General features: G+C 56.8%; 11 protein-coding genes. All 11 read right to left on the bottom strand.

Translation table 11 applies throughout. From position 1 onward, the window contains the following. Positions 1-12: 12 nt before the first annotated feature. The 11 genes from miaA to ACFQI7_RS12645 all read right to left on the bottom strand — a co-directional run bounded on the left by miaA (position 13) and on the right by ACFQI7_RS12645 (position 14,610). Positions 13-981 carry a tRNA (adenosine(37)-N6)-dimethylallyltransferase MiaA gene (miaA, locus tag ACFQI7_RS12695; RefSeq protein ID WP_218100490.1) on the bottom strand — a complete coding sequence of 323 codons (969 nt, stop codon included), beginning with the start codon at positions 979-981 and terminating at the stop codon, positions 13-15. Next, the gene (locus ACFQI7_RS12690; RefSeq protein WP_218100491.1) at positions 975-1,748 is read right to left on the bottom strand and encodes a class I SAM-dependent methyltransferase; all 774 of its coding nucleotides are present in this window, start codon (positions 1,746-1,748) and stop codon (positions 975-977) included. The genes miaA and ACFQI7_RS12690 overlap by 7 nt, the downstream gene beginning before the upstream one ends. Continuing rightward, positions 1,749-3,776, bottom strand: coding sequence for a DNA mismatch repair endonuclease MutL (gene mutL, locus ACFQI7_RS12685; protein WP_218100492.1), 2,028 nt, complete (start codon positions 3,774-3,776; stop codon positions 1,749-1,751). Between the two features lie 17 nt (positions 3,777-3,793). Further along, on the bottom strand, positions 3,794-5,257 hold the full coding sequence (locus ACFQI7_RS12680) for a S41 family peptidase (protein WP_218100493.1): 1,464 nt from the start codon (positions 5,255-5,257) through the stop codon (positions 3,794-3,796). A 28-nt stretch (positions 5,258-5,285) separates the two neighbouring features. Beyond that, a complete protein-coding gene (gene mutS, locus ACFQI7_RS12675; RefSeq protein WP_218100494.1) occupies positions 5,286-8,084 on the bottom strand; it encodes a DNA mismatch repair protein MutS in 2,799 nt (932 codons plus the stop codon). A 346-nt stretch (positions 8,085-8,430) separates the two neighbouring features. Then, positions 8,431-9,867 (bottom strand): putative amidoligase domain-containing protein, encoded by a 1,437-nt coding sequence (locus ACFQI7_RS12670; RefSeq protein ID WP_218100495.1) that lies wholly within the window; start codon positions 9,865-9,867, stop codon positions 8,431-8,433. A 108-nt stretch (positions 9,868-9,975) separates the two neighbouring features. Further along, on the bottom strand, positions 9,976-10,542 hold the full coding sequence (locus tag ACFQI7_RS12665; RefSeq protein WP_218100496.1) for an outer spore coat protein CotE: 567 nt from the start codon (positions 10,540-10,542) through the stop codon (positions 9,976-9,978). Positions 10,543-10,667: 125 nt separating this feature from the next. Then, positions 10,668-11,624: an aromatic acid exporter family protein gene (locus ACFQI7_RS12660; protein WP_218100497.1), complete on the bottom strand. Its 957-nt coding sequence runs from the start codon at positions 11,622-11,624 to the stop codon at positions 10,668-10,670. Between the two features lie 204 nt (positions 11,625-11,828). After that, positions 11,829-12,719, bottom strand: a complete 891-nt coding sequence (locus ACFQI7_RS12655) for an ABC transporter permease (RefSeq protein WP_218100498.1) — start codon at positions 12,717-12,719, stop codon at positions 11,829-11,831. Further along, a complete protein-coding gene (locus ACFQI7_RS12650; protein ID WP_377516915.1) occupies positions 12,712-13,500 on the bottom strand; it encodes an ABC transporter ATP-binding protein in 789 nt (262 codons plus the stop codon). Before ACFQI7_RS12650 ends, ACFQI7_RS12655 begins: the two co-directional genes overlap by 8 nt. An 84-nt stretch (positions 13,501-13,584) precedes the next feature. Continuing rightward, a complete protein-coding gene (locus ACFQI7_RS12645) occupies positions 13,585-14,610 on the bottom strand; it encodes an ABC transporter substrate-binding protein (RefSeq protein ID WP_218100500.1) in 1,026 nt (341 codons plus the stop codon). Positions 14,611-14,614 lie beyond the last annotated feature (4 nt).

The following is a 14,614-nucleotide window of genomic DNA, read 5'->3' as shown; positions in this document are numbered from 1 at the left end:
GCCCCCTTGGTATTAGTTACGGACAAGTGTCAGCTTTCCTGCTATTATAGCACGAATCTTTTCCAGTTGGGTAGAAATATTTGCCATTTCACTTACGTCAATCCACTCGATATCCGCCATGTGGCGGAACCAGGAAAGCTGTCTTTTTGCAAAATGCCGCGTGCTTTTCTTCAGCATCTCGATGGCTTCCGCCAAGGGATAAGCTCCCTCCAAATATCCGGCGATCTCCTTGTAGCCAAGACCCTGCATGGAGACCAAGTCCTTGGTATAGCCACCCTCAAGCAATGCCCGTACCTCTTCCACCAAACCTTCTTCCACCATTTGATCGATTCGTTCTTCAATACGTTTATATAGTAAAGCTCTATCCATTGTCAACCCGACGATACATAATTCGTAAGGTGTTTCCTTTTTTTGTACCTTCAGACGCTCGGACAGCTTTTCACCGGTCAGATGATATATTTCAAGCGCCCGGATAATGCGTCTTTGATCGTTCGGATGAAGCCGTTCCGCCGACTCGGGGTCGATCCGCCGAAGGCGATCATGCAGCGCTTCGGCCCCTTCGGTCTCGGCAAATATGCGCTGCTCCTCGCGAAACGCTTCGTCCGAACCGCTTTCGCTGAATTGATACCGGTAACATACCGATTCTACGTACAGGCCGGTGCCCCCGACGATAAAAGGCAGCTTCCCGCGCGAGGCGATATCCTCGATCAAACGGGCGCAGCGCTCCTGGAATTCCGCCACCGAAAATGGTTCATCCGGATCATGAATATCGATCAAATGATGCGGTACCCGCGCCCGTTCCTCCAGCGTTGCCTTGGCCGTGCCGATGTCCATCTTCCGGTACACCTGCATCGAATCGCCGGAAATGATTTCCGCACGATATTCCTCCGCCAACGCCAGGCTCAGTTTCGTCTTGCCGACGGCGGTCGGTCCGACCAGTACGAGCAGAGGGGTTCTGCCGTTCTCCGTCTTTGTCAGCATCGTATCACTCCGTAAGCAATTTTGGTCGAGGGACGGCGGGCCATGTCAAAACCGAGACGTTCGAACTCCGGACTGTCGCGGTGTTCCTTCAGGACGACCGCTTTGCAGGCCGCCCGCCTCGCCTCGGTGACCGCTTCCGCCGTTAGCGCCCGTTCGTCCGCCAACCCGCGGATCGCTTGAATCGACGCGGATTCCGTAATCGGCTTGCGGAACATCGGATCGAAATAGACGATGTCGACGCTCCGGTCTGGCAGGCTGCGGAGATAGTCCGAATGGTCCATGCAGATGACCTCGATGCGCCGCATCGCTTCGTTCAAGCCGGTCACCTCCGAATTATAGGCCTGAAGTCCTTGCTTCAGCAAAAAGGCCGGTATCCGCGAGCTTTCCAGCGCTGTCACGCTGCCTTCCGAACCGACGGCAAAGGAAAAGACGATCGAATCGGAACCGAGCCCGGCCGTGCAGTCGACGATGGCATCTCCCGCGCGTACACCCGCCAGTTCAAGCAGCGTGTCCGGTTCTCCGTTCAACAGCCGTTTTACGCGGACAGCCGCCGTGCTCGGATGGAAAAATAAAGGCTGCCGCCGTTCATGGTGATATTCGATCCGTTCTTTGGAAATCAGAAGAATGTCTTCATCCCCATAACGTGCACGAAGCTGTGCGAACGTCATTTGCTTGCGCGGGAGGAACCGGCCTCCGAGCGATAGCGCAAGCCGTCTCGCTTCCATGGTTTGCTCTTCTCCCGGGTCGTAGGAGGTTGTGACGAACAATCACATCACCCGCTTAAACATTTTTTCAAGCTCGTAGGTCGAGAAGCTGACGACAATCGGTCTGCCATGCGGGCATGTGTAAGGATTGCGGCAAGCGGCAAGGCGGTCGAGCAGCGTCTCGATTTCGAGCGTGCCGATTTTTTGATTCGCTTTGATCGAAGCCTTGCAGGAGCACATGATGGCCGCTTTTTCCCGGAGCTTGGCGATGTCGACCTGTTTCTTCTCGGAGAGCAGCCATTCGATCATTTCTTCGACGAGCGCCTGCTCTTCCCCCTTCGGCAGCCAGTGCGGGTAGGCACGTACTAGAAAGGATGAACCGCCGAACGGCTCCAGAAACACGCCGGCCTGCTCCAGCTGCGGCAGCTTCTCGGCCAGTTTGACCGCCTCGATGGATGTATATTCCAGCGTCAGTGGTACGAGCAGCTCCTGGCTCGCTTGCGCCGGCTTGCCGAACATATCGAAATAATGCTCGTAGTTGATCCGCTCGTGCGCAGCATGCTGATCGATCAGGAACAACCCTTCCACGTTCTGCGCAACGATGTATGTACCGTGCATCTGCCCAATCGGATGAAGCTTCGGAAACGCCGGGAGCGCCGGCGGCGCGTCCGCAGGCAGTGGGGCCAGCGTGCGCAGCAGCGCCTCCGAAGCAGCCGCCGTCTCGCGCAGCGTGCGCTCGTCCTGCCGCCGCTGCGCAGATTCTTGCGGGCTCTGCCGCTGCGGCGGGCTCGAGGCCGACTCGCGCCACGGAGACGGCTCGCGCCATGCTTCGGGCTGCGGTTGCCGCGGCGAAGCGGGCAGCCCGCGCTGCGCATCGGCGCCGGCCTGCGGCTGCTCCGCCGACGATTCGCGTCGCGAAGTAGCGGCCGCATCGCCGGCGGCGTAAGCGGAACGCGCTTCGCCGTACAGCGCCTCTCGCCCTGCGGCGGCTTCCCCCGCAGGCGAAGCCGCTTGCGGGTCCTGCGGCCGGTACAGCTCGAGCTGCTCCTGCACGACCGCTTCGCGCGGACGCCGCTCCGTCTGCCCCGCCGACGGAATCAGCCGCTGTGCGCCCAGCACCGAACGCACCTCGCGCTCGATGAGCTGCATCAACTCGGGCTCCTTGCTGAAGCGCACCTCCAGCTTCGCCGGATGCACGTTGACGTCCAGCAGCGTCGGATCCATCTCGAGATGCAGCACCGCAAGCGGAAACCGGTTGATCGGCAGCAGCGTGTGATAGCCCTGCAGCAAAGCATTCACGACCGTAAAATTGCGGATATATCTGCCGTTAATGACGGTGGAGATGCCGTTGCGGTTGGCTCGGGTCAGCTCCGGCTTTCCGATATAGCCGGACAGCCGGTAATCGAGCGACTCCCCGCGGATCGGCAGCATGCTTCTGGCCGCGGCCGTGCCGTAAACGCCGGCGATGACCTGCAGCAGATCGCCGCTCCCGAGTGTCTGGATGAGCGTGTTCCCGTTATGCTTCAGCGTAAAGGCGATCCCCGGATGGGAGAGCGCGAGCCTGTACATATAATCGGTGACGTGACCAAGCTCGGTCTGAATCGTCTTCATATATTTGAGCCGCGCAGGCGTATTGTAGAACAGCTCCCTGACCGCGATATCCGTTCCCCGCGGAACGGCCGCGTCAGCCTTGGCCTTCACACTGCCGCCCTCGATGACGAATTTGGTGCCGAGTCCGCTCGTATCCGGCGAAGTCAGGCATTCCACCTTGGCGACCGCCGCGATACTGGGCAGCGCTTCCCCGCGGAAGCCGAGCGTCCGGATAGCGAACAAATCGTGGGCGCTCGCGATTTTGCTCGTCGCATGCCGGAAAAACGCGGTCTCGCAATCGTCCGGGTCCATCCCGGATCCGTTGTCCGCTACGCGGATCAGCGCGAGTCCGCCTTCCTCGATCGTCACGTCGATCCGCGTGCTCCCCGCATCCACCGCGTTTTCCACCAGCTCCTTCACGACGGAGGAAGGTCTTTCCACCACTTCGCCCGCCGCGATCTGATTGGCGATATGCTCATCTAAAATGTTTATTTTACCCATATTCCGGGCTCCTTACTCTATTGCTTTTTTACCGAAATGGTGAGCTTGCTGCCGTCGTCCTGCCACTTCACGTTTCCGAACACTTCGGCGATGCTGTCGATCGCTACAAAGCCGGTGCCGTTCTGATTCAAATATTCCGCCGCATCGGAGCCGTACACGGCTTTCCCTTGCTCCGATACGATTTCAACCGACCGCGTCTCGTCGTTCCACGTCACTTCCGCGCCTGCCAATGCGGCGGTGGAACGGGCCGGTACGAACACTTTGCCGTTTTGCCGAATGACATCGAACGGTTCGACGATCGAAGCTCCGTTCAATGTCAACACTTTGCGATCGAACGTCAGTTCGAACGACTCGCTGCCGGCCATCCGAAGCGCCGTCACGAGCTGGGCGAGGTCGCCTTCCACTTTGCGGTCCGGCTCCAGCCCCACTTTGTTCACTTTGCGCAGCTTCGGTGTCAAATATTCTTCGATGGTCACCTTAAGCGCGCCGCCCGCCTTGAGCGGATACAAGGTTTGCACGCTGCCTTTGCCATACGTTTTCGTACCGATCACTTTGATTACGCCATAGTCCTGCAATGCGCCGGTCAAAACTTCGGAGGCGCTGGCGCTGTACTCGTTGACGAGGAAATAAATCGGGAACGGCTGCGTCGTTCCGTCCTTGAACGATACCGGATCATCCACATTGTTGCGGTCGCGCGTATGAATCAGCACGCCTTCCTTCACGAACAGCTTGACCATGTTCAAAGCCGAATCCAGCAACCCTCCGGGATTGTCGCGCAAATCGACAACCAGGCTCTTGATGCCCTGCCCTTTTAGCGCATTCAACTCTTGAGCCAGCTTCTCGTCCGAATCGCTGGAGAAGCTGGCGATTTGAATGTAGCCGATCCCCGGTTCAAACAGCTTGCGCACGACCGTCGGGAGCTGTATTCTTTGGCGCTTCACTTTCAAATCTTTCGTTTCTTCTCCACGCAGTACGCGGATCGAAACGACGGTGCCTTCTTCGCCTAATATTTTCTCGGTCACGTCATTCACTTTTTTCCCTGTCACCGACACGCCTTCGACTTCAATGATTTTATCGCCGACCTGTACCCCTGCTTCCTTCGCTGGCGAGCCGTCGAACACTTCCGCCACGTATACCGCATCCGGTTCTTCGCCGACCCGCACGCCGATGCCGACGTACTGGTTTTCCACCGAGTTTTCGAAGCCTTTCAGCTCTTCCGGCGAAAAATATTGCGTATACGGGTCTTGCAGCGAGCCGACCATCGCTTTGATGCCCGTCTCGGCAAGCTTACCGGCGGAAGGCGCGCTAACATGGTTTTTCTCCAACAGATCAAGCACTTCCTTTAATTGATCCGCAGTGGCCGTACTGGCGGCTTCCGCTGCCCATACGGGGGACGCCGCCGGAATCAGCAGCGTCATCGACAACAAGCTGGCAGCCGTTGTTTTCCAAAACCGGGTCGAACGCAATTTTTTTGGACTCATCGTAAGTTCCTCTTCTCTTCTAAGTTCATTACTGCTGCGACAGCTGTTTTTTCAGTTCGTATAAAAAGTTCATCGCCGTCATCGGCGTCATGTTCATTAAATCGGCGGTGCGGAGCAGTCCCAATATTTTGTCCGCTGCCGGATCTTTCTTCGCCGGTTTTTCCAAAGAAGCGGCCTTTGCTCCGTCATCCAGCACAAAAAGGCTTAGCTGCTCGACCGCCTGCTGCCGGCCGGAGCTTTGAACCGCTCGCTCGACAGGAGGCACGTCGCCGTTGGAACTCGGCGCTGACCCGTATTCGATTCCCGGTTCGCTTATCCGTTCCGGCTCCGAGGCAGTCGCGATCTCGCCCGCTTGAAGGGCATTCTCAGCGGATGCTTGCCTCGATGCGGTCGAAGCCGCAGCCGTCTCCTGCCGCCCCTGCTGCCATTCCGCTCTCGCTTCAAAAGCGTGCAGCAGCTCGTACGAGCGATCGATGATTCCTTCGGGCAGACCGGCGATTTGCGCGCAGTAAATGCCGTAGCTCGTGCTGGCCGCCCCACGGATCAACCGCCTCAAGAACGTAACCTGCTGGCCGCTTTCCTTGACCGCCATGCAGTAATTGCGCAAATCCCGCAAGCTTTCCTCCAGATGCGCCAACTCGTGAAAATGCGTCGATACGAGCGTCTTGCAGCCGATCCGGTCATGCAAATACTCGATGACCGCCTGCGCGATCGCCATCCCTTCGCCGGTCGAAGTGCCGCGTCCCAGCTCGTCGATAATGACCAAACTGCGCGACGTCGCTTTCTCGGTCATGATCTGGATATCCATCATCTCGACCATAAACGTGCTTTGACCGCCGATCAGATCGTCCGCTGCGCCGATGCGGGTGAAGATGCGGTCGATGAGCGGAACTTTTGCCCGCTTGGCAGGCACGAAGCAGCCGATCTGCGCCATAAGACAAATGATCGCAACTTGGCGCATGTACGTGCTTTTTCCCGCCATGTTCGGGCCGGTGATGAGCAGCATGCTCCCGGCTTCTCGCGACAGCTCGGTTTCGTTGGCGATAAAGACGCTGTCTTCGAGCACCGCTTCCACGACCGGATGGCGGCCTTCCTCGACCTGCAGCTCGTAAAAATCGCCGACCTCCGGCTTTGTGAACCGGTTCGCCGCACTGACGTGCGCAAGCGACTGGTACACATCCGCCGTTGCGATCAGCTCCGCCAACGTTTGAAGTCTCGATATATGCGCACCCAGCCTGTCCCTCAGCTCGACGAACAGCTTGTGCTCCAGGTCGACCATGCCCTCCTCCGCCTCGAGGATGAGCGCTTCCTTCTCCTTCAGCTCCGGCGTGACGAACCGCTCCGCGTTGGCCAACGTCTGCTTGCGCTCGTACCTTCCTTCCTCCAGCGACCCCAGGTTGGACTTCGTCACTTCGATAAAGTAACCGAACACTTTGTTGTAGCCGATCTTCAGCGACTTGATGCCCGTCCGCTCCCGCTCCTGCTTCTCCAGCTCCGCGAGCCACTGCTTGCCGTTCGCGCTCGCTTCGCGAAGCTGGTCGAGGCGGGCGTTGAAGCCCGCCCGGATCATGCCCCCGTCCCGGACGGAGACGGGGGGCTCGTCCACGATGGCGTCCGCGATCGACGCCATCAAGTCCTGGCACGGATCGATCCGTGCCGCCAGCTTCGCCAGCGTGGCGGAGCCGCTGGACTCGCACAGCTGCTGCAGCAGAGGCACCTGCTGCAGCGAGCGCATCAGCGCGACCAGGTCGCGCGCGCTTGCGCTGCCGTAGGCGATGCGCGCCGTGAGCCGCTCCAGGTCGTACACTTCCTTCAGCGACGTTCGAAGCTCGTCGCGGACGATCAGCTGGTGGTACAGTCGGTCCACCGCTTCGAGCCGCTCCGCAATGTGCGTTGCGTTCATCAGCGGCTTCTCGATCCATCGCCGCAACAGCCGCCCGCCCATGGCGGTCACCGTCTTGTCGAGCAGCCAGAGCAGCGAGCCTTTCTTCGACCGGTCGCGGACCGTTTCCACGAGCTCCAGATTGCGCCGGCTGAAAGGATCCATTACCATATATTGCGTCGGCTCGTATACCCGGATCTGCTTGATATGTGACAGGGAACGCTTTTGCGTCTCCTGCAAGTAACCCATCAGAAGCGATAGCGTCTCGCGCCCGCCTTCCGGCAAACCGGCCAGCTGCGAATCCGAGAAGTGACCTTCGGCCGGCAAGCCTTCATTCGCCTTGCGGCCGTCTCTCGGCGTCATAACCGCCGAACGCAGCCACGCCGCCGATCCGCTGCGGATTTGCTCCAGCAGCGCCGGGCTGCCGAGTATTTCCGACGGGCTGTACACGTTCAGCTCGTCCAGCAGCAGCTCGAATGAACCATCAAGACGCGTGACGTATAATTCCCCCGTCGATATGTCGCACGCAGCCAGTCCATACGCCTCGCCGGACAGCACGACCGCTGCGATATAATTGTTCGCCTCGCTGAGAGAGCGGGCGTCCATCACCGTTCCCGGCGTGACGATTCGCACCACTTCCCGCCGTACGACGCCTTTCGCTTCGGAAGGATCCTCCACCTGTTCGCAGATCGCTACCTTGTATCCTTTTTCTACCAACCGGGCGACATAGTTTTCCGCGGAATGATAGGGCACCCCGCACATCGGGATCCGCTCCTCCATTCCGCCCTCCCTGCCGGTCAGCGTAATCTCCAGCTCCCGCGCCGCCTGTACCGCATCGTCGAAAAACATTTCATAAAAATCGCCAAGACGGAAAAATAAAAAAGCGTCCTGCACCTCCGCCTTGATGGCAAGGTACTGCTCGATCATCGGCGTGTATTTGGCCATGCTTCATCCTCCAACGCTTATGCTGACGTTCAGCAATCCATGCGATCGTACAATCATTCCGTCGAACCGAGCCTATCGAACTACGAATCTCTTGCTCGAGGGTTTCATAGATTTGCAGACAAAAAAATAGATAGAATATAAGGTTTATTCATCCTTGCTATGTATATGCCTTCATATGAGGATACCGGGGTTGGCAGCTCGTGCTTTGACATATCCGGGCAGCCTGCATTTGCGGCAGGACGAAGCATCATCCGCTTATCCGCTTGCTGCAAGGCGCGCCCGGCCCGGTTCGCACAAAGGCATTGCCATCCCATTATATCACGATTTTTTGGAGAACACCCGTTTTCTATGTAAAGGGAGTAATTTTCCATTTCGGCCGAATATCGTCCAGCTCTTTCCAAGGCCGCATTTGCAGCATCCGTCTTCGCAGCGGCAGCAAATACGATTCGTACTTCGCATAGCCGGGAACTTTCTCCAAATCTTTCCATAACGATTGCAGCATCGGGCGAATGCGCGCCTTGTCGCCGCCGTAATACGCTTTGAGGACCTCCGCATCGGCAAGCGGCCGAAGGTTCAGCAAGCGGTAATGCTCGGCCGTTACTTTGGCCAGCGCCAATACGCCTTTGGCAATGTCGGGAGACACCATCCAGCTCGGCAGGACGCGATACTCGAAACCGCCGTGCCGCTGCCGCCGAAAATCGCCGAGAAACCCGTACTTCGGCTTGCGCATGCCGGTCGTCCCGTCTTCCAACAGCGTGAGCGGAAGCGCGATGTAATTGTCGAGGACGCGCAGCAGACGGCTGCACAGCTCGATGCCGCTGAAATGAATGTGTCCGCCGAGCGGGAACCCGCGAACGGGCATGCCGCCGGCCACCCAGCGCACTTCCGGGTCGCCGATCCGCTTGGCCGCAATCTGCATCGTGCGGTGCAGATTCACGACGAGCTCGCGAATATCAGTGCTCGGCTTGGGCCGCAGCTCGGCGAGCGGAAATATTTTGCGCCGGCTCGGAAGCACAATTGCGTCACAGCCGAACGCCCCTTCCTTCTCCGCATAATTCGAAGCGAATGTCACCTTGCCCCGGCTATTCAGGAGCAGAAATTCAGGGTCCGCGCCGAGCATGACATCGCTTTGCCCAAGCTCGGCTTCTTCGGACAGCGTCACGTCGAACCGATTCATCGCGTCTGCGAACAGACCTACAAGCCGCGGCGTGAGCTTCGGCTCGGCTTCGACGGCGAGCACGACGACCACCCCGCCGGAACGGGCGCCTAACCGAACGATGCCGTAATCGAGCCCGAGGGCATACACCGCCTTCACCGCCTCCCGCATGGCGCGGGCTGCGTAAAAGCTCGGCTGGTCCGTCCCGATTTCCGTAAATTCGCGAGGTTCCCCTTCAGGCGTGCGAACGCCGGGTTTCGTCTTATGACCAAGAAACACGCCGCTGGCCCGATGGAACAGCGTCAGCGCCTGCAAGTGAAACACGGGCACGATGAATTCGTGGGACCATCGATCCGCGAACCGTTTTGCGCCGGTTTCATCCCAGCCGCATTCGATGCCGTGAAGCGTGAGCAGTTCCGCAGCCCGCTTCTTGTTCCGGGCGAGCAAAATGCTTCGGATCGGCTGCAGCACTTCGGCGTGGCCGCGGTCGGGATGATACGCCCCCCAGTGAATGATGGTTCCGCTCTTCTCTATTTCCTCCGGAACCTGGGCGCCGTGCGGAAACAGCAGTTTCGCAAGCAGCGGCTCCATCGCCGGCTCGCCCGAATGAAGCAGGAAAGCGCGCATAGTGATCCCCTTTCGCCCATTTTTACCGGGACAACTTTTTTGCACAAAAAAGAGGGCTGACGCCCTCTGCCGAAATGCAACCGCCCGACATATACTGAAAGCAAGAAATCAGTTCAGTTCATCGTCCAGCAGATCCGGATCGAGATCTTCGAAATCGCCGTCGCCCTCGTTGTCGAAGTCCACGTGTTTGTCGTCATCGTCATCGCAGCCGTTTGCGCACACCACTACGCATACTTTCGTTTCAGCGATCATTTCCACCTTGAACTCGCGTTCTACGCGGATCACTACGCTATCTCCGTGGGAAGAGATGTTAGCCTCCACGCAGTTCGGTTCTTGAGTGGCGACGGCCGACACTTCCGCTGTCGACGACTTATGTTTCTTATCGAGGTAGTGTAACGGCACAGCCTCTACGTAAGAAATCGTTTCTTTCGCGACATCCGTTTTGGTGTTCCGGTCGTAGGAATACCAAATATTAATGTCGTAAGTACCTACTACTTCCACACTTTCTCCCGACTTCACCGCATCATATTGGTTGTTGATAATCCAAGCACCCAAAATACTGGTCGGAGCGTGTGGCGGAGTTACTGTGTTGGTTACTTGCGAAAATTTACGTCCTTTGCCACAGACAGCCTTCGTATAGATCTCTCTGCACTGCAAATCTTTATCTAATGACATCCTGTTAACCTCCTCCATACAATCATTCATTACATTTGTATGCAGGACATTCGTCTAGTGTGATAACTTTTTTCAAATATGAAGGCGTAATAAAAAGATTATCAGAATCAAGCCATCTGCCAGCGTTATGATCGTCCCGTTACGGGACGTTTTTGACTTTTCGCCACAGCCAGATACGCCTTCAGTTCCACTATGAGCTGCAGCAGCGCGGCGCGCACCTCGAACTCGTCGCGAGTCGCAGGCAGCGGCATCGTTTTGAAACCAGACTCAAGCTCCGTCAATTTTCTCTCGCTTCTCCCCGTATAATGCGCGATTCTCACATCGATGCTAAGCGCTTCGAATACCGCAGCCAAACTTTCCCCGTGCGGTAGCGTCGTAAACACTTGCGCGACGAGCTGCACCATCCGTTCGATCGAATCCATCTGCTGCTTGCGCATATAAAAGTAAACGGCCCACTGCGTCTGGCCGCCGCGCAAACTGTTTTCGCCGAGACGTTGGACCGATGCCGACGCTTTTTCCAGCACGCCTTCGGCTTCCAGCAGCTCCGCGCCGCTCCACACGTACTCCGTATCGCGCAAGTTCAGGGCAATCTCCGCAAAAATGCGAGAAAACAGCTCCTCCGTCTTCTCTCGGTATTCCTGCAATTGCTTGTCTTCCTTCGGCATGTACAGCAGATTGATTCCCGTCGCCGTTCCCAATCCGATCAAGAGCAGCGCCACTTCATTTAGTAGAAGCTCGAGTTCCACCCGACCGGCAGCAAACAAATGAAACATGACAACCGAGCCTGTGACGACGCCATCCTTCAGGCGAAGACGGTTGAGTACCGGATAAAGCAGCAGGATGTACAAGCCGATCACCCAAACGTGAAACCCTACCGCCCAAAAAAGCGTCGCGGCCAGCAGCAGTCCGAGCAGTGAAGCGGCGATCCGCTGAAATGACGTGCGTAATCCTTTTTTCTTCGTCACATCGACGCCCAGAATGGCAAGAAGACCGGCTGAAAGCGGCGACAATAGCCCTGCGGCATAACAAATATAAATAGAAACGATAACGGCCACCGCCGTTTTGATGACGCGGATTCCCATGCAAGTTCCTCGCTTTAGATCAGTGCTGTGCTGTTGATACGATGTCCCCTATATTACCTTTTTCCTTTCCTGTCGACAACTGCTCGTAATATAAAGGTTTGGTAAAAAAGCCGGTTACACGCAGCCATCCTTTTTTGTAAGCGATGCGTACAGAAAAAGGCCAGCCGGTATATCGGCTGACCGTGAACGCTCCGTTTTCTAGAATTAATCGCGCTTCCCTATCAACTTCCCTTCCAAATAAGCAACCCCCTGATACATTAGCGTGGCGGCGATGGCAATTATAAATACGCTGCCGATGACCAGCGTGAAGTTAAATACTTGAAAGCCGTATATGATCAAATAGCCGAGGCCTTCCTTGGAAACGAGAAATTCGCCGACGATGACGCCGACCCAGGCTAGACCGACGTTTACTTTCAGCGTCGATACGATAGTCGGATAGGACGCCGGCAATATCGCCTTCGTAAAAATCGCCCGGCGGCTGCCTCCGAATATGCGAATTACTTTCTGCTGGTTCGGATCGACTTCTCTAAAGCTCGTGTATACGTTAAGAATCGTAATAATGACGGTGATCGACAGCGTCGTCGCGATGATCGAGAGCAGCCCGGGACCGAGCGCCACAATAAAGAGCGGGCCCAGCGCGACCTTCGGCAGGCTGTTCGCTACGACGAGATACGGATCCAGCACGCGGGATAAAAAGGGGGACAGCCAAATGAATGCGGCAATCGCGGTACCCAGCAGCGTGCCGAGCAAAAAGCCGGCGATCGTCTCCAGCACCGTCACCCATATATGAAGGAACAACGAGCCGTCCGCCACTTTCGTATACAGCAGTTGAAATATGCGGCTCGGGGAGCTGAACAGCAGACCGTCGATCCATTTCATGCGTCCGGCGACTTCCCATACCCCCAAAAATAAAACAAGCAGCACAATTTGTGTGATCCGGACGTAGACGCTCATTCGTCGTTCTTTTCGGCGAAAATCGGCAAAGACCGATTCAGCCAACCGATTGCCTGCGTTTTTTTCCGCTGCAGCTCTCGCCAACTCGGCCGATCCGCTTTCGTGCTTGCGCCGTTCTTCTTCTATCACCCGTTTATCCATATGAAGCCCCCTCCTTCCCATCGATCTCTTCGAAATACCCCCATAGCTTGCGGAACAGCGGGTGGAATCCTTCCTGTTCTCTGGCATCAAGCGGCAGCGCCTTGCGGATTGCCTCCGGAACCTCCACCTCGGTCATAATTCGACCCGGATTCGGCTGCATCATCACGATCCGGTCGCTCATGGCAATCGCTTCGCTAATATCGTGGGTGACCAGTACGGCCGTCTTGTTCCTGATCTTGAGCGTCTCCACGACGAGATCTTCGAGCTGCAGCTTCGTTTGGTAATCCAGCGCGGAGAACGGCTCGTCGAGCAGCAATATTTCCGGTTCCGTCGCCAGTGTCCGTACCAAAGCCACTCGCTGCCGCATACCGCCGGACAGATGATGCGGATACCGGTCCGCATGCTTTGCCAGCCCCATCTCCCCGAGCAGTTCCATGACATAGGTTTTCGTCGAATCGTTCAACCGTCCCATAAGCTCGAGTCCGAGCGATGCGTTCTCATAAATGGTCCGCCACGGGAACAAATAATCTTGCTGCAGCATGTATCCTACATTCGGCGTCGGCCTCGCGATCGCTTCGCCGAGCACCGTTACTTTTCCGGCTGACGGCGCCATCAGTCCGCTAATAAGCGAGAGCAGCGTCGTTTTGCCGCAGCCGCTCGGCCCGATCAAAGAGACGAAGTCTCCTTTGTCCACGGTCAATCCGACATCTTGCAGCGCCAAAAATGCCCCCTTGGCGCTGACATACACTTGAGAAACGCCTTCCAGTTGCAGCGCAGGCACATTCACCTTCATCCCTCCTTGTGCGTGTAGACAACAAAAGGCGCAAGGCTTGTGCAGCCTCCCTTGCGCCCGGTGGTTGTTACGTCACTTCACGTTTTGCTTCGCTTTTTCGGCGAATTGGTTGTTTACGAGCGCTTTGTAATCCGCGCGCTTCTTCAGTTCTCCGGCCGCTTCCATCACGTTTTGCAGATTGTTCCATTCCTGCTCGTCAACGATGCCGTCCGTCGCAAACGTGCCTTGATCTTTATATCGTTTCACGACGTTGCGGATGACGTCTTTATCCGTATCCTGGAAATACGGAGCGATCGCATCGGAAATTTCCTCAACACTGCTTTTTTGCACCCAGTTTTGCGCCTTTTGCACGGCATTGGCGAACTTCTGGATCGTGCCGCTGTTCTTATCCATAAAACTTTTCTTCGCCATGAAAACCGTATAAGGCAGTTTGCCGCTTTCCACTCCGAAGGAGGCGATAACGAAACCTTTGCCCTGCTTCTCAATCATCGTCGCTTGCGGCTCGAACAGCTGCACATATTCGCCGGTGCCGGAAGCAAACGCCGTCGGGATGTTGGCAAAGTCGACGTTCTGAATCAGGTTCAAATCTTTTTGCGGGTTGATGTTGTATTTTTTCAGCGTGAATTCCCCCGCCATTTGCGGCATGCCGCCTTTTCTTTGCCCCAGGAACGTCGTGCCCTTCAACTGATTCCAATCAAACTTGCCCTGCACGGGCTTGCGTGACACGAGAAACGTACCGTCGGTTTGCGTCAGCTGCGAAAAGTTGATGACTGGATCGTCGCTTCCTTGCTGCGACACGTATATCGACGTTTCGGAGCCGACGAGCGCCACATCGATGCCTCCGGACAGCAGCGTGGTCATCGTTTTGTCTCCGCCGGGCGTCGTCGTCAGCTCAATGTCCAGACCCTCTTCTTTGAAAAATCCTTTGGAAATCGCCGCATACTGCGGTGCATAGAAGATCGATCGCGTAACTTCCCCGATCCGCACCTTCGTTACATCTCCCGTGTTTTTCGGGCCGCAGCCCGTCAGCGTCACTGCCACAGCAAGGCTTATTGCCAACGTGCCGGCCAGACGCCTTCTCCAGTTCCTTCTCCACATAGGC

It is taken from the genome of Paenibacillus allorhizosphaerae (genome assembly GCF_042659105.1).
Taxonomy (GTDB): Bacteria; Bacillota; Bacilli; order Paenibacillales; family NBRC-103111; genus Paenibacillus_G; species Paenibacillus_G allorhizosphaerae.
Note: the sequence above shows the minus strand (reverse complement) of the source record. Positions and strands in the feature narration are given on the sequence as shown.

Excerpts from the sequence above, each read along its gene's own strand:
- miaA (WP_218100490.1), bottom strand. The coding sequence starts at position 981 with ATGCTGACAAAGACGGAGAACGGCAGAACCCCTCTGCTCGTACTGGTC.
- mutS (WP_218100494.1), bottom strand. The coding sequence starts at position 8,084 with ATGGCCAAATACACGCCGATGATCGAGCAGTACCTTGCCATCAAGGCG.
- mutL (WP_218100492.1), bottom strand. The coding sequence starts at position 3,776 with ATGGGTAAAATAAACATTTTAGATGAGCATATCGCCAATCAGATCGCG.
- ACFQI7_RS12665 (WP_218100496.1), bottom strand. The coding sequence starts at position 10,542 with ATGTCATTAGATAAAGATTTGCAGTGCAGAGAGATCTATACGAAGGCT.
- ACFQI7_RS12645 (WP_218100500.1), bottom strand. The coding sequence starts at position 14,610 with ATGTGGAGAAGGAACTGGAGAAGGCGTCTGGCCGGCACGTTGGCAATA.
- ACFQI7_RS12660 (WP_218100497.1), bottom strand. The coding sequence starts at position 11,624 with ATGGGAATCCGCGTCATCAAAACGGCGGTGGCCGTTATCGTTTCTATT.
- ACFQI7_RS12655 (WP_218100498.1), bottom strand. The coding sequence starts at position 12,719 with ATGGATAAACGGGTGATAGAAGAAGAACGGCGCAAGCACGAAAGCGGA.
- ACFQI7_RS12670 (WP_218100495.1), bottom strand. The coding sequence starts at position 9,867 with ATGCGCGCTTTCCTGCTTCATTCGGGCGAGCCGGCGATGGAGCCGCTG.
- ACFQI7_RS12680 (WP_218100493.1), bottom strand. The coding sequence starts at position 5,257 with ATGAGTCCAAAAAAATTGCGTTCGACCCGGTTTTGGAAAACAACGGCT.